This is a genomic window from Acinetobacter indicus CIP 110367 (assembly GCF_000488255.1).
In the GTDB taxonomy this organism is placed as follows: Bacteria; Pseudomonadota; Gammaproteobacteria; order Pseudomonadales; family Moraxellaceae; genus Acinetobacter; species Acinetobacter indicus.
The window spans coordinates 99,012-120,780 of record NZ_KI530754.1 but is presented as its reverse complement, the minus strand read 5'-3'; the positions used below and the strand labels follow the sequence as shown (position 1 = coordinate 120,780).

General features: G+C 47.2%; 19 protein-coding genes. 12 read left to right on the top strand and 7 right to left on the bottom strand.

The features are described 5' to 3' along the window. Window positions 1-46: 46 nt before the first annotated feature. The 3 genes from leuE to aceR form a co-directional block, all read right to left on the bottom strand. Window positions 47-700, bottom strand: a complete 654-nt coding sequence (gene leuE / locus P253_RS05340) for a leucine efflux protein LeuE (RefSeq protein WP_016659068.1) — start codon at window positions 698-700, stop codon at window positions 47-49. A gap of 91 nt (window positions 701-791) precedes the next feature. Continuing rightward, the gene (gene tal / locus P253_RS05335) at window positions 792-1,775 is read right to left on the bottom strand and encodes a transaldolase (protein WP_016659067.1); all 984 of its coding nucleotides are present in this window, start codon (window positions 1,773-1,775) and stop codon (window positions 792-794) included. 95 nt (window positions 1,776-1,870) lie between these two features. Next, window positions 1,871-2,761: an HTH-type transcriptional regulator AceR gene (aceR, locus tag P253_RS05330; protein ID WP_005178622.1), complete on the bottom strand. Its 891-nt coding sequence runs from the start codon at window positions 2,759-2,761 to the stop codon at window positions 1,871-1,873. A 98-nt stretch (window positions 2,762-2,859) separates the two neighbouring features. Here aceR and aceI point away from each other — a divergent pair, with 98 nt between their 5' ends. Next, the gene (aceI, locus tag P253_RS05325; protein ID WP_016659066.1) at window positions 2,860-3,294 is read left to right on the top strand and encodes a chlorhexidine efflux PACE transporter AceI; all 435 of its coding nucleotides are present in this window, start codon (window positions 2,860-2,862) and stop codon (window positions 3,292-3,294) included. Window positions 3,295-3,398: 104 nt separating this feature from the next. Here the strand turns inward: aceI and P253_RS05320 are convergent, their stop codons facing one another. Next, window positions 3,399-4,907 (bottom strand): acetyl-CoA C-acetyltransferase, encoded by a 1,509-nt coding sequence (locus P253_RS05320; RefSeq protein ID WP_016659065.1) that lies wholly within the window; start codon window positions 4,905-4,907, stop codon window positions 3,399-3,401. Window positions 4,908-5,149: 242 nt separating this feature from the next. Here P253_RS05320 and P253_RS05315 point away from each other — a divergent pair, with 242 nt between their 5' ends. From P253_RS05315 to dnaX, 5 genes are all read left to right on the top strand, one after another. Then, window positions 5,150-6,541: a 3-oxoacyl-ACP reductase gene (locus P253_RS05315; protein ID WP_016659064.1), complete on the top strand. Its 1,392-nt coding sequence runs from the start codon at window positions 5,150-5,152 to the stop codon at window positions 6,539-6,541. 165 nt (window positions 6,542-6,706) lie between these two features. Next, window positions 6,707-7,561: a MaoC family dehydratase gene (locus tag P253_RS05310; RefSeq protein ID WP_005178615.1), complete on the top strand. Its 855-nt coding sequence runs from the start codon at window positions 6,707-6,709 to the stop codon at window positions 7,559-7,561. Between the two features lie 69 nt (window positions 7,562-7,630). Next, window positions 7,631-8,896: a serine hydrolase domain-containing protein gene (locus P253_RS05305; protein WP_016659063.1), complete on the top strand. Its 1,266-nt coding sequence runs from the start codon at window positions 7,631-7,633 to the stop codon at window positions 8,894-8,896. A 71-nt stretch (window positions 8,897-8,967) separates the two neighbouring features. Then, window positions 8,968-9,411, top strand: coding sequence for a copper resistance protein NlpE N-terminal domain-containing protein (locus tag P253_RS05300; RefSeq protein WP_016659062.1), 444 nt, complete (start codon window positions 8,968-8,970; stop codon window positions 9,409-9,411). A 146-nt stretch (window positions 9,412-9,557) separates the two neighbouring features. After that, the gene (gene dnaX / locus P253_RS05295) at window positions 9,558-11,669 is read left to right on the top strand and encodes a DNA polymerase III subunit gamma/tau (RefSeq protein WP_016659061.1); all 2,112 of its coding nucleotides are present in this window, start codon (window positions 9,558-9,560) and stop codon (window positions 11,667-11,669) included. Window positions 11,670-11,693: 24 nt separating this feature from the next. Here the strand turns inward: dnaX and P253_RS05290 are convergent, their stop codons facing one another. Together P253_RS05290 and P253_RS05285 are read right to left on the bottom strand one after the other, a co-directional pair. Beyond that, a complete protein-coding gene (locus tag P253_RS05290) occupies window positions 11,694-12,131 on the bottom strand; it encodes an acyl-CoA thioesterase (RefSeq protein WP_016659060.1) in 438 nt (145 codons plus the stop codon). Window positions 12,132-12,203: 72 nt separating this feature from the next. Beyond that, a complete protein-coding gene (locus P253_RS05285) occupies window positions 12,204-13,364 on the bottom strand; it encodes an iron-containing alcohol dehydrogenase (RefSeq protein ID WP_016659059.1) in 1,161 nt (386 codons plus the stop codon). 118 nt (window positions 13,365-13,482) lie between these two features. On the opposite strand from P253_RS05285, the gene P253_RS05280 reads away from it, so the two are divergent. From P253_RS05280 to P253_RS05265, 4 genes are read left to right on the top strand one after another with little or no spacing between them, the layout of a single operon-like run. Continuing rightward, window positions 13,483-13,989, top strand: a complete 507-nt coding sequence (locus P253_RS05280; protein ID WP_016659058.1) for a low molecular weight protein-tyrosine-phosphatase — start codon at window positions 13,483-13,485, stop codon at window positions 13,987-13,989. Between the two features lie 15 nt (window positions 13,990-14,004). Continuing rightward, window positions 14,005-15,042: a UDP-N-acetylmuramate dehydrogenase gene (murB, locus tag P253_RS05275; protein WP_016659057.1), complete on the top strand. Its 1,038-nt coding sequence runs from the start codon at window positions 14,005-14,007 to the stop codon at window positions 15,040-15,042. A 15-nt stretch (window positions 15,043-15,057) separates the two neighbouring features. Further along, window positions 15,058-16,185 (top strand): YdcF family protein, encoded by a 1,128-nt coding sequence (locus P253_RS05270; RefSeq protein WP_016659056.1) that lies wholly within the window; start codon window positions 15,058-15,060, stop codon window positions 16,183-16,185. Continuing rightward, a complete protein-coding gene (locus P253_RS05265; RefSeq protein ID WP_005178596.1) occupies window positions 16,185-17,228 on the top strand; it encodes an alpha/beta hydrolase in 1,044 nt (347 codons plus the stop codon). Before P253_RS05270 ends, P253_RS05265 begins: the two co-directional genes overlap by 1 nt. Window positions 17,229-17,269: 41 nt before the next feature. Here P253_RS05265 and P253_RS05260 read toward each other — a convergent pair whose 3' ends face one another. Then, window positions 17,270-18,940, bottom strand: coding sequence for an FMN-binding glutamate synthase family protein (locus tag P253_RS05260; protein ID WP_005178590.1), 1,671 nt, complete (start codon window positions 18,938-18,940; stop codon window positions 17,270-17,272). A gap of 262 nt (window positions 18,941-19,202) precedes the next feature. Here P253_RS05260 and P253_RS05255 point away from each other — a divergent pair, with 262 nt between their 5' ends. After that, window positions 19,203-19,889 (top strand): response regulator, encoded by a 687-nt coding sequence (locus tag P253_RS05255; protein ID WP_016659055.1) that lies wholly within the window; start codon window positions 19,203-19,205, stop codon window positions 19,887-19,889. Further along, entirely contained in the window at window positions 19,886-21,769 is a 1,884-nt protein-coding gene (locus tag P253_RS05250; RefSeq protein WP_042119355.1) for a sensor histidine kinase, read from the top strand. Before P253_RS05255 ends, P253_RS05250 begins: the two co-directional genes overlap by 4 nt.

The window sequence follows — 21,769 nt, the reverse complement described above, 5'->3', positions numbered from 1 at the left end:
CTAAAAGTTCAAATCTTTATCAGAAGTTAAAAAAATTGCTTGATTTTTATAGGGTCGAGCTGGCCAGTTTTAAGCCAAAACCACAAAACAGCAGGCCAACTGCGGCCACACCGCTCGCGGTAAGGCGGTAATTCCGGTTGAAATAGGTCGCCAGTTTCATTCCGGAAATAATCAGAATTGACAGATAACTCATGCTGATGATTTGCAGAATAATGGCCAGCAGGGTAAAAGTCAGCGCCGGATAAGGATAGGCCGGATCAACAAATTGCACAAAAAAAGACAGATAAAACAGAATCGCTTTCGGATTTAAAATACTAATGGTTAATGCGGTGCGAAAAGGATGAACCTGTTCTGGCGTACTGCTGCTATTCTTGGTTTGAGTCGGGCGGCTTTTTTCGGGCTGCCAGGTGCGATAGGCGGCAATCATCAGGCGTATGCCCAAATAACTTAAATACAGCGCGCCAATCATTTTCAGCGCTATAAACAGCCACGGAAAACTGTGTAGCACTGAAGCCGCACCAAAGGCAGTACACAGAATTAAAATCAGGTCACCGGTGTAAACGCCTAAAGCACCCAGATAGCCGGCTTTAATGCCAAAGCGCGAGGCAATTGACATCACATATAAAGAGTTGGGGCCGGGCAGGATCACAATTAAAATGGTTCCAATAATGAACGTCATTACGTCAGTGATACCAAACACAGGAAATCCAGAGAACTAAAAAGGCCGATGCAGCATTATATAGCAACATCGGCCTGGAATACGCGCACAGCGGCGCGGCTAAACAGGAAAATTAAGCTTTAATTTCGGCATCAATACCAAAGCTTTGGCGCAATAACTGGCTTAACTGTTCACGCGCTTTAATAAAGCCATCAATACCGCTTTGCAGTAACTGGAAGGCCATTAAGTCATGTTCCAGCTGCTGTTTAAATTTCTCTTTTGTGATCGGCTCCAGCTCGCCTTGAGCTTCAATCGTGTCACTTGAGAGTTGTGCTGTGACTTCACGCTCATCCTGTTCCAGTTCGGCCAGCAGGTTGGGTGAAACGGTTAACAGGTCACAACCGGCCAGCGCTAAGACCTGATCAATACTGCGGAAGCTGGCACCCATGATTTCAGTCTTCACCGCATGCTGTTTGTAGAACTGGTAAATCTTTTTCACGGACAGCACACCCGGATCTTTTTCAATTGGGTAGTACATGACATTTTCGGCTTTTTTGTACCAGTCCAGAATACGCCCGACAAAAGGGGAAATCAGCGTGACGTTGGCATCAGCGCAGGCATGTGCCTGATGCAGACCGAATAGCAAGGTTAAATTGGTATGAATGCCTTCTGCTTCCAGCTGTTTTGCGGCCTGAATGCCTTCCCAAGTTGAAGCAATTTTAATCAGGATGCGTTTCTGATCAATACCATATTCTTTATATAGCGCCAGCAGTTCTTTGGCTTTGGCAATAGTGGCATCTGTATCATAAGACAGCGAGGCATCTACCTCAGTCGATACACGGCCATCAATCAGTTTAAGAATTTCTACCCCGAACTTGACGGTTAAAATATCAATGGTGCGTTCAATCAGTTCGTCTTGCTGATAACCTTCTGCTTTGGCCTGATCAAAGGCTTCGGTTAAAAGCGGTTTACTGTCGGCCTGTTCAGCCGCCGCGGTAATTAAAGACGGGTTGGTTGTTGCATCTAAAGGACGAAACTTTTCAATGGCAGTTAAGTCACTGCTGTCGGCCACAATAGTTGTTAAGCGTTTTAATTGGTTTAAGGCGTTCTGTGTCATTGAATCCGCTTCTCTAGTTGTTCGGTTATTGCTTATGCAATTATTTATAACACAAACTGGATTTAACCCAAGTGAAAAGCGTTACAGATCAGTGTCTAATTTGTGCTTTTTCGTTGATTGCGCAAGTGATTAATCAAAAAACGAGCAGCCAGCCCCAGTTTGCTTTCACGGCTCCAGACCAGATCGACAAAATATTCAAACTTGGGCGAGAAATCCAGAAAGTCCAAAACCTGTAGTTGCTGCTTTAAGTTCGGGTTTTCATTCAGCATTTGCAGCGGCAACACACCCCAGCCCAGACCCTGTAAAATTAACGAGCAGGCAGTATGATGATTATCAGTGCGCCAGTACTGTTTGGAAAATAACAGTTCCGGCTGAATACGACGGTCACGGCTGGCCACCACAATTTGCCGGCTGTGCAAAATAGCTTCAAAGCTGACCGGTGCCTGTTGAGCCAAGGCAAAATCTCGGGCCGCCACCGGCACCAAGGCTTCGCGTTTCAGTTCTACAAACTGCTCGCCACTGTCGAGCTGTTCACGTTCAAACATCACTGCCAGTTGCGCCGACTGTTCGACCAGCATGTGCATGGCATCTTCCTGTGGCGCTGAAAATATATTGATCTGTAGCGTTGGAAATTCCTGCTGCAGCAGGGCAATGTACTGGGTCCAGTCGCTATGAATCAGCTCGGAAACCACCACAATATTCAGTTCTGATTCCAGCCCTTCACTTAACGCTGCGGCATGCTGTTTCCACTGGTTCATTTCAACCAGCAGTTGCTCGGTCTTTTCATACAGGGTTAATGCCTGTGCGGTCGGCACCGGTTCACGCCCGATGCGTTGAAATAGATTCAAGTTCAGGTCAATTTCCAGATTGGCAATTGACATACTTACTGCAGATGGCACTTTTCCCAGTTGCCGCGCCGCTGCGGAAAAAGAACCGCATTCAATCACGGTTTTAAAGATGATCAGCTGTTCCTGGTTCACATTCATGGACAGCAACCTGTCAATAATATTGAAAGATTCTAACTCGATTTGTCGATAATTTAAAAATAAGATGGCAGCAATTGATGAAATAGATACGGTTTAACATGTTGTTGTCGAAAAGAAGATTAATTCATGCCTTGAGTTATGAACTGATTTTACTGGTGATTATTGCCCTGGCTTTAAGCCTGATTTTCAAGATGCCGCTGGAAGTGACCGGTAGCCTGGGTGTGGCCATGGCAGTAACCTCGGTCTTGTGGAATATGCTGTTTAATCATTTTTTTGAAAAATTTGAAGCACGCAGACAGCTCCAGCGTACGGTGAAAGTACGGATTTTACATGCCATTGGTTTTGAGGGTGGCTTAATGTTAGCCACCATTCCAATGGTGGCCTATGCCATGCAGATGAGTCTGCCCGAGGCCTTTTTGCTGGATTTAAGCCTGACCTTATGTATTTTGGTCTATACCTTTATCTTCCAGTGGGGTTATGACGCGATTGAGGTACGTTTGGACTATGCACCGGCCTATCGTGAGTCTGTTTAAAATACGTCTGATGAATTTAAGAGCAGACAATAAAAAGGTAATAAAACGTCCATAAAAAAAGCCACTGCACCAGGCAGTGGCTTTTTCAGTGAAGGCAGGGGAAATTACTTCTCGACAATCGCTGTTACACCTTGACCGCCTGCAGCACAGATTGAAATCAGCACACGACCTGAACCTTTTTCATTCAGCAGTTTGGCAGCAGTCGCCAGAATACGTCCGCCGGTTGCAGCAAATGGGTGACCAGCAGCCAGAGAAGAACCTTTTACGTTCAGCTTGTTACGATCAATTGAACCCAATGGTGCTTCTAGACCTAAGCGATCTTTACAGAATTTTGGATCTTCCCAGGCTTTTAAGGTCGACAGCACTTGTGAAGCAAAAGCTTCGTGAATTTCATAGTAGTCAAAGTCTTGTAGAGTCAGACCGGCACGTTCCAGCATCCGTGGTACGGCATAGGCTGGCGCCATAAGCAGGCCTTCTTTCTTCTCGACAAAATCAACTGCAGCCGTTTCCTGGAAGGTTAAGTAAGCCAGTACGTCATGACCATTGGCTTTGGCCCATTCTTCAGAAGCAAGCAGAACACAAGATGCACCATCGGTCAGTGGGGTTGAGTTGCCTGCGGTCATGGTACGCGCATCACCTTTACCAAAGGCTGGTTTCAGTTTAGCCAGTTTCTCTACTGAAGAATCCGGGCGCAAGTTGTTGTCACGCTCTAAACCTAAGAATGGTGTGATCAGGTCATCAAAGAAACCTGCTTCATAGGCGGCTGCCATTTTCTGGTGTGAAGATGCAGCAAGTTCATCCTGCGCTTCACGCGAGATGCCCCATTCCAGCGCAGTAATCGCCTGATGGTCACCCATTGACAGACCGGTACGTGGTTCACCATTTTTCGGTGCATCCATCAGGTCTTTGATATTGATTTTGGTCAGCGCTTTTAAGCGGTCTTTACCGGTTTTGGCAATATTCAGCTCCAGCAGGGCTTTACGTAAACCGTCACCAAAAGCAATCGGGGCATCGGAAGTGGTATCGACACCACCAGCAATACCGACTTCAATTTGGCCCAGAGCAATTTTATTGGCCACTAAAAAAGCTGCCTGCAAACCGGTTCCACACGCTTGCTGAATATCGTAAGCAGGTGTTTCAGGAGCCAATTCAGTGTTCAGTACACACTCACGAGTCATGTTAAAATCACGGCTGTGTTTGAGTACGGCACCGGCAACGACTTCACCGAGGCGTTGGCCTTCTAAACGATAACGTTCTACCAGACCATTTAAAGCGGCGGTGAACATATCGATGTTTGAGGCAGTGAAGTAAGCGCCATTTGAACGTGCAAATGGAATGCGGTTACCACCGATAATCGCAACGCGACGGACAGTGTTTTGGCTCATGGTATTATCCTGTTGACCAGATGTTTCAGTTGTAGTTTCAGAAGGAGGGGTTGTACTTTTTTTACGGGTAGATGCCGCACGGGTGCGTGCAGGTTTAGCCGCAGGGTTTGCTGACGAATTTGCCGTGCCAGAACTTTTGGTTGTACGCGTTGTACTTTTTGATGTATTTGACACAGTTTCTGTAGCAGAATTTTCGACCGCCGGATTTTCTTGAGTTGTTTTGCTCATAAGGCTTTTCCAAGCATGTTGATGATCTTCTTAGGGGTTACATTAGCATAATCTAGAATAGCCTGAATTGACTACAATGACATTGCAGAATGCTTTCAGGTCAAGTCATCTGTATATGATCTCAAGTATTATTCATAACAAACTGATCGATCTATTGAAATACAAAGTATCTGACATCATATTGAAGCTAAAGGATAACTTTAGATTAATCACAAATTCATTTTGTCTGAGAGATAATAATCATGACTGACCAATACCAAGCTTTTGCAAAATCTCCAATTGGTAAATTTGTCATTAAAAATTTAGGCCTGCCATCCCCAACTTTCCTTGAGCGTTTTGACAGCGCGACGCCTGTGGTCAAGGGTGCAGTTTTGTTGGGCGCAGCGCCGGAAAGCACATTATCAGGTGCAATTGCCCAGGTTCTGGCCAATATCCATGCCAACAGCTATGCCGGCAATAATGCAGAATTACAGCAGGCTGCTGCACAAGCCGGTTTAAACCTGTGTGCTTTTAACGCGGGCGATAAAGAATCTAAATTTAAAGCGGTGGTCTTTGATGCCTCAGGCATTCAGAACTCTGAACAGTTAAATGCGCTCTATAACTTCTTTAATCCGGTGGCGCGCCAGATTCAGGCCTCTGGCCGTGTAGTGGTGATCGGCACCACACCGGAAACCGCCAAAACGGTAAAACATGCAATTGCACAGCGTGCGCTGGAAGGCTTTGTTAAATCGGTCGGGAAGGAGTTTAAAAAAGGCATTGCCGCCAATCTGATTTATGTTGATGACGGCGCTGAAGCGAACCTGGAATCGAGCTTACGTTTTGCCTTGTCACCGCGTTCGGCTTATGTATCGGGTCAGGTGATTCGTGTTTCTAAAGCAGACACGGTCGATGTGGATTGGGCTAAACCACTGGCAGGTAAAACCGCGGTTGTGACTGGTGCCAGCCGTGGTATTGGTGAAGCGATTGCGCATGTATTGGCACGTGATGGCGCGCATGTGATTTGTCTGGACGTACCACAGCAACAAGCTGACTTGGACCGTGTTGCCTCTGAAATTGGGGGTTCAACCTTGGCAATTGATATTACCGCCGCTGATGCGGGCGAGCAGATTAAAGCGGCAGCTGCTGCACAGGGCGGTCTGGATATTATCGTGCACAATGCCGGTATTACCCGTGACAAGACACTGGCCAATATGAAGCCTGAACTGTGGGATCTGGTGATAAACATTAACCTAGCTGCTATTGAACGCGTGAACGACTATCTGCTGGAAAATGACGGTCTGAATGCCAATGGCCGTATTATCTGCGTATCCTCGATTTCAGGGATTGCCGGTAACCTGGGCCAAACCAACTATGCAGCATCAAAAGCAGGCGTGATTGGAGTGGTGAAATATACGGCACCGGTGCTGAAAAATGGTGTGACTATTAACGCTGTGGCTCCGGGCTTTATTGAAACCCAAATGACTGCGGCCATTCCGTTTGCCATTCGTGAAGCGGGCCGCCGTATGAACTCGATGAGTCAGGGCGGTTTACCGGTTGATGTCGCAGAAACCATTGCCTTCTTTGCCTCAACTGCATCTACCGGTTTAAATGGTAACGTGGTGCGTGTTTGTGGTCAGAGTCTGTTAGGGGCTTAATATATCCCTCACTCGGAATCCCCCCTAAAATCCCTCTTTAATAAAGGGGGACTTCTTCTCCCTTTTTGAAGGGAGGTCGGGAGGGATTTGAGGGAATTAAAATAGAAAACCCAATTCTTATTAAAGAAAGGGTGATTTAAAAGATAAATATTTCAAAGGTTTAGTATGAATACTCGCCATTTTAGTCAACTTCCCAAGCCGTATTTAGCCTATCCAAAAGTGATTCAGGGCTTAATTTTTAAAAAGCCGAAGGGTGAAAAAGTTCTGCCGCAAGTTGAATATGTGGTGGATTCATTCAAGGTCGACCAGAAACATCTGAAAGCCTATAACGAAGTCTGTGGTTTTAAAAATAACGGCTATATTCCGGCCATTTATCTGGCGGTGTTATCGCAAAGCCTGCAAATGCACATGATGACTGCGGAAGCTTTCCCATTTCCGATTTTAGGTCTGGTGCATATCCGCAATCAGCTCAAGCAATACCGTAAAGTTGGCGTGAATGAGCAGCTGACTTTATCCTGCAAGTTTGGTGAATTGCAGCCACATGACAAAGGCGTACAGTTTGATTTTATCACCACTGCTAAAGTTGGTAATGAAGTGGTGATGGAAGGTTTAACCACCTATTTGTCACGTCAGAAAAGTGGCAACAAGCCCGCGGCCAAAGCAGCAGAAAGTGCCGTACCGGATTATGTACCGGCAGGACAATGGGATGTGTCGGAAAATACCGGTCGTCGTTATGCGCTGACATCGGGAGATTTTAACCTGATCCATATTCATGCGTTAACCGCCAAAGCCTTTGGTTTTAAACAGGCCATTGCACATGGTATGTGGAGTAAAGCCAAAGCGCTGGCCAATATCCAGTTGCCAGATGCGTATGAAGCTGATGTCTGGTTTAAGTTGCCAATGTATCTGCCATCTCAGGTGGAATTCTTGACGGCACAGCAGGCACAAAATACTGACTTCCTGATTCGCAGCAAAAAGAATCAGAAGCCGCATGTCAGCGGTAGCATTCGCGCACTTTAAGTCATAGCGCCTAAGTCCAAACCGGATTTAGGCTTTTTTCATTGTTCATCTTGTTGCTGGAAAGGATGTATGAACAGCATAAAAGATTATCTGCGTGCAGATATTCAGAATTATCGTGGTTCAGTGGAAGAACCATTTAAAGATTTAGCCCATCTGTTTAGCCGTTTTCAGGATGCCCGCTCAACGCAAGGCGGCGCTGCGCTGGTGGTTTATTTTCAGGGTCATAAAGTCGTTGATATTTATACCGGTCAAAAATCTGCCAATGAGGCCTGGCAGCCGGATAGTCTGTCGGTCTGCTATTCTACCGGAAAAGGCGTGCTGGCCACGCTGGCACATATTCTGGTGAGTCAGGGGCGGCTGGATTATGATGTGCCGGTGGCTGAATATTGGCCAGAATTTGCAGCGCAGGGCAAACAGCAGCTGACTTTAAGAGAGATGCTGTGCCATCGCAGTGGTTTATACGATATCCGTAACCTGATTGCCGATGCCTCGGAAATGGCCGACTGGTCGCATATGCTGGAGGTCATTGCCGCGGCCAAACCGCGTTTTCTGCCGAACAGTGATGCAGCCTATCAGCCCCTGACCTTTGGCTGGCAGGTCGGTGGTGTCTTGGAAAAAGCCTGTAATGAAAGCTTGGCTGTATTGATGCAGCGTCATTTAAGCGAGCCATTGGAATTAAACGGAGCTTATTTTGGCGTGCCGGTAGAGGAATTAGCGCGGGTGGCGCAACCGTTTGCCACATCTCAGCCCGCCCAATCTGCCCAGCCTCCCAAAAAACAGGCTGCTGCTAAACCTGCACGTACCGCATCGCCTTTAGAAAAGCTGATGGCCTTCAGTGGACAACATCCGCAAGATTTTCAGGATGCCATGATTCCCAAAGGCATGAAGAAATTTTCATTCTTTAGTGATGCCGGTTTACAGGCGATTGTGCCGGCAGCCTCCGGGGTATTTACCGCGCAAAGTCTGGCCAAAATCTATGCCATGCTAGCGCAGGGTGGCCAATGGCAGGGGCAACGACTGATTTCACCACAGGTGTTTCAGGCCTTAAGTCAGGTGCAATATACCGCCCGTGACCGGGTGATGCCGCTGCCGATGCATTGGCGTTTGGGCTATCACCGCATTCTGAGCCTGGGCAAGTCGGCATCTTCGGGCTTTGGTCATATTGGTTTTAATGGTTCGGGTGCCTGGTGTGATCCAGAGCGGAATTTAAGTTTTGCTTATACCCATAATTTTCCGACCGGTTCCATCACCGGCGATTATCGCTTGTGGGGATTAACCCAGGAAACCTTACGCTGTGCCGATGGTGTGTTAAAAGGCCGTAAGGGCTGGTTTTAAACAGTTTGAGATGATTTTTGGTCCAGCCTTGTGCTATGTTCTGGCACTAGTCAATTTGATGTTGTGCAAAGATGAAAAAAGTCATTTTGATTCCGCTGGTGGCCAGTTCAGTTCTACTCGGATTTCAGGATCAAAACTCAAGCCAGTCACAGACGGTGGTGGAATCTAAGAGCGCAATTCCTGCGTGGGTTGGTGAGTTCAAAGGCACTACGCCTTGTATGGGCTGTTTATCGCGCTGTGATGATTGCCCGGGAATGGCGGTGTCTTTAGAACTTCATCAGGATGAAACCTATACCTTGGTGCGTGAAAGTATGAGCCGGCACAATGCACCGGAAGTGATTCAAGGGCGGATTCGCTTTGCAGATGCATCGCGTCAGCAGCTTGAACTGCTGCAAGTCAACACCCGAAATTTGCTGTATATCGATCTTGAAAAACAATTGCTCGAGATTCGTGTAGATCAAACAGGCAAACGCTATCAAATGCAAAGTGATTTTATTCTGGCCAAGTCTGTTTAAATACTGGCTAATCATCTGCTAAATATACTGATTTTTAATCCCTTTTTTGCTGGCGCGAACAAGGGATTTTTCTTTGGATGCGCCCGTCATTTATTTCACTATTTACTAAAAAAACAGTATGCTTAGACCTGTAAAAAGGAGCATACATGTATCAGGTACTTGCGCGTAAATATCGTCCACGTAATTTTAATGAGCTGGTGGGACAAAATCATGTTTCTCGTGCACTGACCAGTGCCTTAGAGCGTGGCCGTTTACACCATGCCTATCTGTTTACCGGGACTCGTGGGGTCGGGAAAACCACTATTGCGCGTATTTTGGCCAAATGCCTGAACTGTGAAACGGGTGTGACCTCTACGCCGTGTGAAGTTTGTCCGACCTGTAAAGCGGTCAATGAAGGCCGTTTTATTGATTTAATCGAGATTGATGCGGCATCACGTACCAAAGTGGAAGATACCCGCGAACTGCTCGATAATGTGCCGTATGCACCAACGCAAGGCCGCTTTAAAGTCTACCTGATTGACGAAGTGCATATGCTCTCGACGCACTCTTTCAATGCCTTGCTAAAAACGCTGGAAGAACCGCCAGAGCATGTTAAATTCCTGTTTGCCACCACCGATCCTCAAAAGCTCCCGATTACGGTCATTTCACGTTGTCTGCAATTTACCTTGCGTCCTTTGGCAGTAGATGAAATTACCGAGCACCTATCTTCAATTCTCAGCAAAGAGCAGATTCAGGCCGAGCAGGATGCAATCTGGCAAATTGCTGAATCGGCGCAAGGTTCATTACGTGATGCCTTGTCCTTAACCGATCAGGCCATTGCCTATGGTCAGGGTGAAATTCATCATCAGGATGTCAAAGACATGCTGGGGCTGATTGACCGCACCATTATTTATGACCTGATTCTGGCGATTCATCAGAACCAGACTGCGCGCGTGAGCGCACTGTTAATGCAGTTCCGTCAGCAGGCACTGGATGTATCACTGGTGCTGGATCAGCTGATTTCGACTTTGCATGAGCTGGCCTTATTGCAATATCTGCCGGATTTAAGCCTGAAATATAGCGCCGAAATTAACCAGAAAATTACCCAGCTGTCGCAGCGCATTTCGGCTCAGGATTTACAGCTGTATTACCAGATTGCCAGCAAAGGTCGCGCAGATTTACAGCTGGCAGTTACCCAGGAGCAGGGCTTTGAGATGTGCGTGCTGCGTCTGCTGGCTTTCCGTCCCTTACAGCCAAATGAAGTGCCCTTGACGCAGGTCAGCGCACAAAGCAACGCAGTTGCTGTAGCACCGGCCGCTGAGTCAGCTACCGCGCAGCCTGAACCGGTGCATCCCGTTGTTTCAGCTGAGGATGAATTAGAAGCTGAAACTGCTGCTATAAACCCACCCGTTGCTGAACCATCATCAGATGATTTTCTGCAGGATGAAGCGTTAGAGGTTGCTGAAGTTGCATCTCCATCCGAACCAGACCATCCGGTGACTACACCGGCAGAAGCGGCATCTGCGCAGATGATTTTTGATCCGGCGGCAGATGAAGTGCTGTTTGATTTAGATGAAGATGATCGCGCTGATCAGCCGGCAACGCAGGAGGAGGCCAGCAGTGATGATTTCCTGTTTGATGAAATTGCACCTTTACCGGAAACGGCCGTTGCGCAGCCAACTCAACAGCCTGCTGAACTTGCAGCACCGGTTTCGTCTGTCGCACAGCCTGAGCTGACGCATCCGCAGGACTCCAGTCCGCAAGACAGTTTATTTGCGGAGCCAGCGCCGATGCCATCCACCAATCAGCCTGTCGTTGCTGCTGTAGACAATACCGCTATTCCACGTGCTGATCAACGCCTGATGCCGCAAGATATTCTGCAACTGCCGGTACAGTCCTTAGAGGGCGAATGGAGTGTGGAAAAATGGGAATACTGGTTCCGTAATAGTGATTTATCACCGGCGGTTCAGGAACTGGCCCAACACGGCCTGATGACCGGACAGATTGAAGCTGAGTCGGTTTTCCATATTCCGGAGCAGTATCAGCAATTGTTAAATTCGCAGTTACAGCATTTAGAAGCAGCGCTGAAACAGCAGTGGCCAAACAGCTTCCTGAAAGTGCAATATGGACAGGTCACAGAGGTGACGCCGTATAGCTTGCAGCAGGAACGTAAAGTACGTGCCTATCAACGCGCCAGTGAGCTGCTGCATCAGGAGCCGAAGGTTAAATCGCTGCTCGAAAGTTTTGATGGCGAATTGCAGAATATCCAGCTGAAATAACCACCGTCAGACCATTTCAACCGTTTACTGAGAACGCAGATAAGGTAACAGGGCATCCCGCATTTCGCTTGGAATCGGGGTGCTTTTACGTTGCTGCGCATCGACAAAAACATGCACCATATGTCCTTGAGCTGAAGCCTGCTGCTGATGCTGCTTGAAAATCGCCAGATCATATTTTAGTGAACTGTTGCCCAGCGCTGCAATCGCCACACCGACCTCAATCACTTCCGGATAACTCAGCTCGGCTAAAAAGCTGCAGCCAGAGTCTACCACCAGCCCCATAATCTCGGCCTGATGAATATTCAGTCCGGCTTTCTCAATCAGCAGCGCATTGGCAGCGGTATCGAAGTAGCTGTAATACATGACATTATTGACATGACCATACATGTCGTTGTCTGACCAGCGGGTTTGAATCGGTAAAAAGAAGGTATATTGATCGCGGGTTTTGGCTACCGGTTTCATAAAAAGACGTCATCCCTGAATAGATCGAAAATTTATATTTTTGATTTACCACAACTTTAAATAGCTTCAGCCTTATTGATAAATCGCCTGATAGATGGCCAGCGCATCCTGTTTTTCCATGTCGCGTGGATTATTTTGCAGCAGGCGGGTTTGTAACATGGCATCCTCGGCCAGCTGTTCCAGCATGTTTTCAGGTACATTCAGGGCATTCAGTTTTAAGGTCAGACCACTGCGGTCCAGATAGTTTTGCATGTGGTCAATAAACAGATCACACAAGCCATCTACACAGCCTTTGCTGGATGGGTCGAGCAAGGTCATCAATTCGGCATACTGCTGCTTGGCGGCTGGTGCATTAAATTTCAGCACTTCGGTTAAGACCAGCGCATTGCTGTGCCCATGCGACAAATGAAAATGTCCACCCAGCGGATAGGCCAGTGCATGGACTGCTGCCACCGGTGCATTGGCAAAGGCCTGTCCGGCCAGCATCGAGCCGACCAGCATATTCTGACGGGCTTCCATGTTGTTACCATCTTTTAGCACCAGATGCAGATTCTGGTTCAGCAGTTTAAGTGCCTGAATCGCCAGCATATCGGCATAAAAGTTCTTTTTGTGTTTGGAGGTATAGGCTTCAATGGCATGTACCATTGCATCAATACCGGTGGCGGCCGTAATGTGCGCCGGCAGGTTTTGGGTAAAGTTGGCATCTAAAATGGTGACATCGGCATATAGGGCAGCAGATACAATGCCGGTTTTGGTGGTTTCGCCGGTGGTGACAATGGAAATGGGCGTGACTTCCGAGCCGGTGCCGGCCGTGGTTGGAATTAGAATAAGAGGCAAACGCGGTTTTTGCGCCTGATTGACGCCATACATCTCATGCAATTGCTGTTTTTGTTCAGGATGGGCCAGCAGGGCAATAATTTTGGCCACATCCAGCGAGCTGCCACCCCCAAAACCAATGACTGTATCTATCTGGTTTTGCCGGGCGAATTCGGCGGCTTCCAGCACAATATGTTCCGGTGGATCGGCCTGTACGCTGGCATAAATGCGGTAATCACATTCGGCAGCTTCGAGAGTTTCCAAAACAGGTGCATGCAATTGTAATTGCACCATTCCCGGATCGGTCACCAGCAGCACACGTTGATTGTTCTGTTCAGTCAGGAGGGCTTTGAGCTGTTGGATGCTGCCCAGTCCGGCAATAATGTTGGGCACAGTCTGGAATTGAAATGGGCTCATACGCTTTATCCTTAATTTTTATACTTAAATCAACATTTATCTATAGTGACAATATAGGATTCATCCTGCAAATAACTTAACATAAGACACTTTAAAAGAAAGCAGTTTTGAGGTTGTTATGTCATCCAGAACGCCATACAAGGTGTTATGTGTCTGTTTGGGCAATATCTGCCGTTCACCTACCGCGGAAGTGGTGTTCAGACATTATTGTGATGCACAGCAACTGAATATCTGGGTCGATTCTGCCGGCACCAGTAATTATCATCCGGGCAAAGCGCCCGATGCGCGCAGCCAGCAACATGCCTTGCAGCGTGGCTATGATTTATCTGCCTTGCGTGCCCGTCAGTTAACCACGCGCGATTTTCTGGATTTTGATCTGATTCTGGCGATGGATCAGGAAAACCTGCAAAATATTCAGCATTTAAAGCATCATGCGGCCGAAGAATATGGTGCAGAACTGCTACGTGCAAAAGTGGCGCTAATGAGCGAACATGATCCACAATATCCACGTCATGAAGTGCCTGATCCTTATTATGGCGAAGCCGATGGCTTTGAACGCGTGCTGGATCAGTGTGAGTCCAGCGCACAGGCCTGGATCAATATTTTAAAAACAGAATTGGCTTAAATCAGGTTTAAGAATATGAACATTCAACATCAGGTCCAGCTTAAGCCTTTTAATACCTTAAATCTGGCTGCAAATGCGTCTCATTATATTAAGGTGCATTCCACCGATGATTTAATTGCGGCCTTAAATTATGCCAAGTTGCAGCAGCTGAATGTGCTGATTTTATCGGGCGGCAGTAATATGCTGCTGCCAGAGCAGATTCAGGCGCTGGTGTTACATATGGATATTCAGGGCATTGAATTCCTGAATGAAGATGACAATTTCAGCACCATTCGCGTCGGTGCGGGGCAGGTCTGGCATGATTTTGTGCTCTGGACCACCACGCAGCAGTTATTTGGCCTGCAAAATCTGGCTTTAATTCCCGGTCTGGTCGGTGCATCACCGGTACAGAATATTGGCGCTTATGGGGTTGAGGTTGGTGAATTTATTGAATCGGTACAGGTTTATGACCGTTATAACGGCCAGTTTAATTCAATTCTGGCCAGTGACTGCCATTTTGCCTATCGCCACAGTATTTTCAAAGAAAATCCGAACCGCTATATCATCACCCATGTCACATTCAAGCTACGGAAACAACCGGACTTGAAACTGAATTATGGCGATTTAAAAACCGCTGTGGGTGATGAGCAAACCGCTGAAAACCTGCAACGCCAAGTGATCCAGATCCGTCAAAGTAAACTGCCAGATCCGCAGCAATTTCCAAATGTCGGCAGCTTCTTTAAAAATCCGGTGGTGACTGCCGCGGTCTATGAACAGCTGGCGATTCAGTTCCCGAACATGCCGCATTATCCGCAACCCGAAGGTCAGGTCAAAATTGCAGCTGGCTGGCTTATTGATCAGGCTGGCTGGAAAGGGAAGCAGCTGGGCATGGTCGGTATGTTTCACAAGCAGGCACTGGTGCTTGTCAATTATGCCAATGCGACCCTGGCCGATGTTCAGGCAACATATCAGGCAGTACAGCAGGACGTGTACCAAAAATTTGGGATACACTTAGAACCAGAACCGGTGCTGTTTAATGACGCCGGGCTGATTATTCCCCACAATACCTTTTAATCAGGTTAGACATTTATGAATAGAACTCACTGGATGGTGCGTATCGTACAAATGGCGGCTGTGCTATTTGTGCTGATGGGCTGTCTGGTGGTTTTTATTTATTCGCCGTTTTATTCCAAGTTTGTGATTAAAGTGCTGAATACCATTGTGCCGGTGGAGGTCAATGAAGTGGCTGCACAAAGCCAGCAGATGGGGGCACTGACCGATCAGGAAAATCTGGAACCTGGCTCGAATTTGTGGATTGCCCGGCAAGCTTATTTAAAAGTGATGGAAGAAGAGATTCAGGCCAAAAATTCACAGAATCTCACCATCATTCAGGCACGCTATAAAGCCTTGCAGGCTTTAATTCAGGATGAGCAGCGCAGTCAGCAGGAACAAGAGCAGGACAGCACACCGCAAATTCCATTGCTGGCCGATGTTTCCGCATCTGAGGCGCAACTTGCACAGCCTTCACAGCAGTTACAGGATTTATTGGAGTTAGACAGCTCTGAAAATCAGGCCCTAATGGAACAGTATCTGAAATTTTTAAGAACCCATGAAGTGGCAGCGGTTGAAACCGTACCGGTTGATGAAGAAATTTTTCAGGATATCGCACTGATTCAACAACAAAATAGCCAGAAGCCGCAAATAACTTCCCAGCCGTATGCAATTGTGGTTCTGGGCGGCGGTCTGACCTTACATGAAAATCAAAAAGATATTATTGTGAATAACTACACACGACTACGTTTAGAAAAAACCTTAGAAATTGAAAAACAGTATAAATTACCCATTGTGCTGAGCGGTGTTGAAGCACCTTATATGCAGAAATGGCTGGCAGAACGCGGGGTTGAAGCCAACTTGCTGGAAGATCGCAGTATGAACACCTGTGAAAACTCGCGTTTTAGTTCCTTGCTGCTACAGAAAAAAGGCGGCGCACCAACGGTGATTTTAATCACCGATCAATATCACATGCCGCGCACACGCCGTTTGTTTGCCTTAAACGGCATTGAAACCGTGCCGGTGGTCGCGCCAATTCCAACCGAGTTAACCCAATGGCAGCCTAGTGAGCAGAACTATGATCATAGCCGCCGTGCCAATTATGAAATGCTGGCCACCATCCGCGATATGCTGTTTGGTTCGAGCGACTGCCGGGAGGTGCCATAATGCCGAATATCCCGTTTTTAAATCCGAGTGTGCTGAAACAGCTGGATTTACCGGTTCCTAGCCGCGATACCACGCCGCAGGTGCTGGAGCCTTTAAACCTGAACCGGCCTTATGCGCCCACGGTAGATATTCAGGCCTATCGTCAGCTTTACGGTTTTGACAGCTTAGAGTGCGAGCATTGGCAGGGTTATGTGCAAATGCCACTGTTTAAACTGCATGTGCAGGTATTTCAGCCTAAACTTGAAGCGGGCAAGCTGGAAAAAAGCAAAGGTACGGTGTTTTTACTGCATGGCTATCTGGAGCACAGCGGCATTTATCAGCCGATTGTCAAAGAAATTCTGGAGCAGGGCTTTAGTGTCTTGACTTATGATTTGCCCGGCCATGGTTTAAGTAATGGCTCGCCCGCCAGTATCCAGAATTTTGATCATTACCAGCAGGTGCTACACGCCATTTACCAATATGTGCGCAATGCCGATCAATTGCCTAAGCCTTGGCTAGGGGTAGGGCAAAGTACCGGTGGTGCGATCTGGATGCATCATTTACTGGAATTTGCCGAGCGCCGGGAGAATCCGTTTGTTGAGCGGGTGCTGTTACTGTCACCTCTCATCCGTCCGGCCAAAAGTGCCTGGTGGCATAATTCAGTGGGCCTTGGGATTATCCGCCGGATTAAACGCGAAGTGCCACGCCATTTCAGACGCAATAACCATAACCCGGAATTTTTGCGTTTTGTGCGCTTAAAAGATCCGTTACAACCACGCATGATGGGCATGGACTGGATTCTGGCCATGTCCAAATGGATGCTGGAAATGGAGCAGCGACCAGCGTGCCGGATTCCGGTGTGGCTGGCCCAGGGCGCGCAGGATCAGACTGTGGACTGGCGCTATAACATCGAGTTTATCCGGCGTAAATTCCGCCTGCAAACCTTGCTGATGCTGGAAGAAGGGTCACATCAACTGATTAATGAGCGCCCGGATATTCGTGCGGCCTTAACCGGTTTGATTCCAGCCTTTTTGCATGCTTCGAATTCCAAGACTTATTATTAAGCTTTCCTCCATTTCATAAAAAAGAGGCGGGTGCCTCTTTTTTAAAATTCTTCCGCTTTGGCCAAATTCCACATGCGAAAATAAAAGTTTTCTTCATCTTTATTTTCACAGCTCAGTAATTCGCCTTCTTTGAGCCAGAAATGCAGCTGGGCATAGTTTTTAATTTCCCGGTCGTTAATTCGCTGCGCCAGATGATGGGCACGAATATCGGCCGGGTGTTTTAAACCGGCTGCCGCAATCATTTCCGACAGGGCATGCATGGTATTTTTATGGAAGTTATAGACCCGTTCTGCTTTGGAGGGCACATGCAGCGCTTTTTGACGGTCTTTATCCTGGGTGGCGACACCGACCGGACATTGGTTGGTATGGCAGCTTTGTGCCTGAATACAGCCGACAGCAAACATAAAACCGCGAGCGGAATTGACCCAGTCTGCGCCTAAGGCAAAGGTACTGGCAATATCAAAGGCACTGATAATTTTACCACTCGCCCCGAGCTTGATTTTACTGCGCAGGCCGGCGCCAACCAAAGTGTTATGCACAAATAGTAAGCCTTCACGCAGCGGCGTACCAATATAGTCACTAAACTCAATCGGGGAGGCTCCGGTACCGCCTTCCGAGCCATCCACCACAATAAAGTCAGGCACAATTTTGGTCACCAGCATGGCTTTGACGATACTCATAAATTGCCAGGGCTGACCAATACATAGTTTAAAACCCACCGGTTTACCGCCCGATAAATCGCGTAACTGCTGTAAAAATTGCAGCATTTCAATTGGGGTGCTAAAACTAGGATGGCGTGAAGGTGACACACAATCGCGGTCACGCGGCACGCCACGAATCTGCGAGATTTCTTCTGAAATTTTATGTTTCGGTAAAATACCGCCATGGCCCGGCTTGGCACCTTGGGAAAGCTTGAGTTCAATCATCTTGATATTCGGATTACCGGCCTGACGGGCAAATTTTTCCGGATCAAATAAACCTTCTGCGGTGCGGCAACCAAAGTAGCCACTGGCAATTTGCCAGACAATATCGCCGCCATATTCCAGATGATACGGGCTAAGGCTGCCTTCACCGGTGTCATGATAAAAGCCACCGAGTTTGGCACCTTTATTTAAGGCACGGATGGCATTGGCACTCAGGCTGCCAAAACTCATGGCAGAAATATTTAAAATCGACGCGCTATAAGGCTGGCTGCATTGTTCATTGCCAATATGAATCCGAAAGGTTTTCGGATCAGCCGGTGGGCAGGGGCGCAAGGAATGCACAATAAAACGGTAGTCGGCTTCGTACACATCCAAAATCGAACCAAAAGGTTTATCGGCATTTTCATTTTTGGCACGTTGATAGACCAGACTGCGCTGCATGCGGGAAAAAGGCTGGGCATCCTGATCGGCCTCAATAAAATACTGGCGAATTTCGGGGCGGAAATCTTCAAAAATAAACCGGAAATGCCCCATAATCGGGTAGTTTTTCAGAATGGAATGCTTGGTCTGAATGACATCATACAGACCGACCAGACTCAGCAGCGTGGTGATCAGCCAGAGCGAGTTAATTACGCCATCGGACAGAAAATAATAAATATAATGTGGCTCATAAAATAGCCTAAGCCATGTAATGCCCAGCGCAATTAAAATACAGGCAAACCAGACCGAGTGACGGGAGAAAAAAGTATTTAAAAGTTTATGGCGAATGGCTTGGGCTGGACTTGGCATTATTATGATTTTTCCATTGCGAATTCAATCTAGTATTACTGTGCAGATTCTGAATAGGGCATACAAGTAATGATTTGTGAAATTTGGCAAGGGCTTTAGCACAGCTTAAAAATGAGCAATAAAATCTATAAAAATTAAAAAATAGCTGCTATGCTGAAATCATAAAAATAACAGTGCTAACACTCTGAAATTCCTTAATTCTAGGGATAGAGAACCGTTTAATAATATCGCTATATTGAAAGTTAAAAGATCGGGGAAGACAGTGGACATTACAGAATCAATATTACCGGCCCCTGTGCTGATTGTGGAAGATGAACCCATGATTCAGTCACGCCTCAGACATATCCTCCTTGAAATGGGCTACAGCAATGACATGCTGATTTTTGTTAGCCATTTAAAAGCAGCATTACAGAAAATTGAAGAACAGCCGGTGTCTTTGGCGCTGGTCGATTTGGGGTTGCCAGATGGCAATGGAATTGAACTGATTGAACAGCTTCGGGCCAAAGACAGCAGTGTACTAATTTTGGTGATTTCGGCCTGGAGTACGCAAAACAGCCTGTTTTCGGCCATTCAGGCGGGCGCTACCGGTTATGTGTTAAAAGAACGCGACGATACTGAAGTGATCATGGCCATTCGCAGTATTTTAAGAGGCGGCGCACCGATTGATCCCTTTATTGCCCGGGAAATACTGTCGCAGATTTCAGTACAGAAACCACAGGAAATTGCCAAGCCGTTTAAACAGCCCGATGAAGATATTGAACAACTGACCAACCGTGAACATGAAATTCTAAATCTGGTCGCGCAGGGCCTGAGTAACCGGGAAATTGCCGAGCAGCTGTTTGTGTCGCGCTATACCGTGGAAAGTCATATCAAGCATATTTATCGCAAGCTCTCGGTGAGTAAACGCACCAAGGCAGTCAGTACAGCGCGCTCATTAGGCATTTTATGATCTACAGATTGCTCCAGTTTTGGTGCGGCTGTTGTCTTTATCTTTGTCTATCGAGTGCGTATGCAGAGCAAAGCTATGCCATAGACCCGTATTGTCAGGTTAATATTCAGTCGGTCAGCACCGTACAGACACCGGATATTCATAGCCATCCACATACAGGATGGCAACCTGTGACTTTGCCTGATCGCTGGAACGAGCGCTGGCCGGATTATAACGGCGGGGTGTGGTACAAAATTGTCTGGAACTGGTCCTGTCAGGAACCGGCCGTGCTGGATCAGTCGATTGTATTTTCTATTAATTATTTAAATAGTGCGGGTGCGGTGTTTTTAAACCGCGATTTAATCTGGTCAAACCGGCATCTGGAAGAACCACTCTCCAAAAGCTGGAATATGCCACGCTACTGGATTTTACCGATTAGCGGCCTGCGTCATGACCAGAATGAAATTTTAGTTTATGTGCGGGGCTATGCTTTTCAATCTGCCGGTCTCGGTGATGTTTCCTTCCAGAATGTCTATAACAGTTATACGGAATATCAGCAACAGATCTGGGATCGCCGTACCTTATTTGTGATTAATGCAATTTTATCGGCGACCTTGGGTGTGTTGTGTCTGGTAATCTGGCTGTTTCGGCGTAAAGAAGTTAGTTATGGCTGGTTTGCCTTAAGCTGTTTGCTGTGGCTGTTATTCGTCTCCAATATTATTAGTACAGAAACTTATCCCTTCCCGAATACCGTGATGGCGGCACAGGCCAATATCGCCTTTTTTGTACTGTATATTCTGTCGTTCATTGTCTATTTGCTACGTTTTGTTGATAAAAAATTTCCGATACTGGAAGAAACCGCTTTTATCTGTTCGGTGGCGGTGATTCTGGGCATTTTCGTAACGCCACTCGATTATGCACAAACCGTTTTCGGGTTGGTATTTTTAGGCTATAGCCTGCTATTTTTCGGGGTTTTCCTGTATCTGCTGCGTTTAACCTTCCGCGTGCCGCGGGTAGAAAATATCCTGCTGGTGATTTGTTTAAGCCTGATTATTATCTTTGCCGCTTTAGATATTGCACTGTTGGCTGCGCCGTTTGATACCGATTTAAAGCCCTTATCGCCGTATACCTCACCGGTGGTGACGCTGTTTATTGCATTAATTCTCGGGATTCGCACCACCAAAAGCATGCAGAAAATTGAGCAGTTTAACCAGCAACTGGAATACCGGGTGTTTGAGGTTCGTGAAGACTTAAAACAGAGCATGTCGGAAAAGCATTATCTGGAACTGGAAAATGTGCGCTTGCAGGAGCGGATTCATCTCTCTCATGATTTGCATGATGGCCTGGGTGCTTCGCTGGTGCGTTCAATGATTATGGTTGATCAGAGCGAGCAGCCCATGAGTAACCGCCAGTTTCTGTCGATTTTGAAATTACTGCGTGATGATTTGCGGCAAATTATTGACAGTGGCTCCTCAATTGGCGCCAAAGTGCCGGAAACGCCGGTGTTATGGATTGCGCCGGTGCGTCATCGTTTTAGCCAGCTCATGGATGAAGTTGAGATGCGGGCCACCTGGAACATTGCCAGTGAATGGGTAGTGCAACCGACACCGCTGCAATGTCTGAACCTGATGCGGGTGCTGGAAGAAAGTCTGACCAATGTGGTGAAGCACAGTCAGGCCAAGCATGTGCAAGTGACACTGGATTTTCCCGATGAACAGACTTTATGTTTAAGTATTCAGGATGATGGAATTGGATTTGATACCCATGGAGTGCTCGATCATGGGATGAGTATTGGCGTACGCAGTATGAAGCTGCGTCTGGCGCGGATAGGTGCAGAGTTAAAGGTGAACTCTACACCCGGTTATACCTTAATCAAGGCGATTTTAGTGGTATCACCTTAG

Bases quoted from the DNA above. Each gene is read 5' to 3' on its own strand.
- P253_RS05300 (WP_016659062.1), top strand. From the start codon at position 8,968: ATGAAAAAAGTCATTTTGATTCCGCTGGTGGCCAGTTCAGTTCTACTC.
- P253_RS05265 (WP_005178596.1), top strand. From the start codon at position 16,185: ATGCCGAATATCCCGTTTTTAAATCCGAGTGTGCTGAAACAGCTGGAT.
- murB (WP_016659057.1), top strand. From the start codon at position 14,005: ATGAACATTCAACATCAGGTCCAGCTTAAGCCTTTTAATACCTTAAAT.
- P253_RS05260 (WP_005178590.1), bottom strand. From the start codon at position 18,940: ATGCCAAGTCCAGCCCAAGCCATTCGCCATAAACTTTTAAATACTTTT.
- aceI (WP_016659066.1), top strand. From the start codon at position 2,860: ATGTTGTTGTCGAAAAGAAGATTAATTCATGCCTTGAGTTATGAACTG.
- dnaX (WP_016659061.1), top strand. From the start codon at position 9,558: ATGTATCAGGTACTTGCGCGTAAATATCGTCCACGTAATTTTAATGAG.
- P253_RS05310 (WP_005178615.1), top strand. From the start codon at position 6,707: ATGAATACTCGCCATTTTAGTCAACTTCCCAAGCCGTATTTAGCCTAT.
- aceR (WP_005178622.1), bottom strand. From the start codon at position 2,761: ATGAATGTGAACCAGGAACAGCTGATCATCTTTAAAACCGTGATTGAA.
- P253_RS05315 (WP_016659064.1), top strand. From the start codon at position 5,150: ATGACTGACCAATACCAAGCTTTTGCAAAATCTCCAATTGGTAAATTT.
- P253_RS05270 (WP_016659056.1), top strand. From the start codon at position 15,058: ATGAATAGAACTCACTGGATGGTGCGTATCGTACAAATGGCGGCTGTG.
- P253_RS05285 (WP_016659059.1), bottom strand. From the start codon at position 13,364: ATGAGCCCATTTCAATTCCAGACTGTGCCCAACATTATTGCCGGACTG.
- P253_RS05280 (WP_016659058.1), top strand. From the start codon at position 13,483: ATGTCATCCAGAACGCCATACAAGGTGTTATGTGTCTGTTTGGGCAAT.
- P253_RS05320 (WP_016659065.1), bottom strand. From the start codon at position 4,907: ATGAGCAAAACAACTCAAGAAAATCCGGCGGTCGAAAATTCTGCTACA.
- P253_RS05290 (WP_016659060.1), bottom strand. From the start codon at position 12,131: ATGAAACCGGTAGCCAAAACCCGCGATCAATATACCTTCTTTTTACCG.
- P253_RS05250 (WP_042119355.1), top strand. From the start codon at position 19,886: ATGATCTACAGATTGCTCCAGTTTTGGTGCGGCTGTTGTCTTTATCTT.
- P253_RS05305 (WP_016659063.1), top strand. From the start codon at position 7,631: ATGAACAGCATAAAAGATTATCTGCGTGCAGATATTCAGAATTATCGT.
- tal (WP_016659067.1), bottom strand. From the start codon at position 1,775: ATGACACAGAACGCCTTAAACCAATTAAAACGCTTAACAACTATTGTG.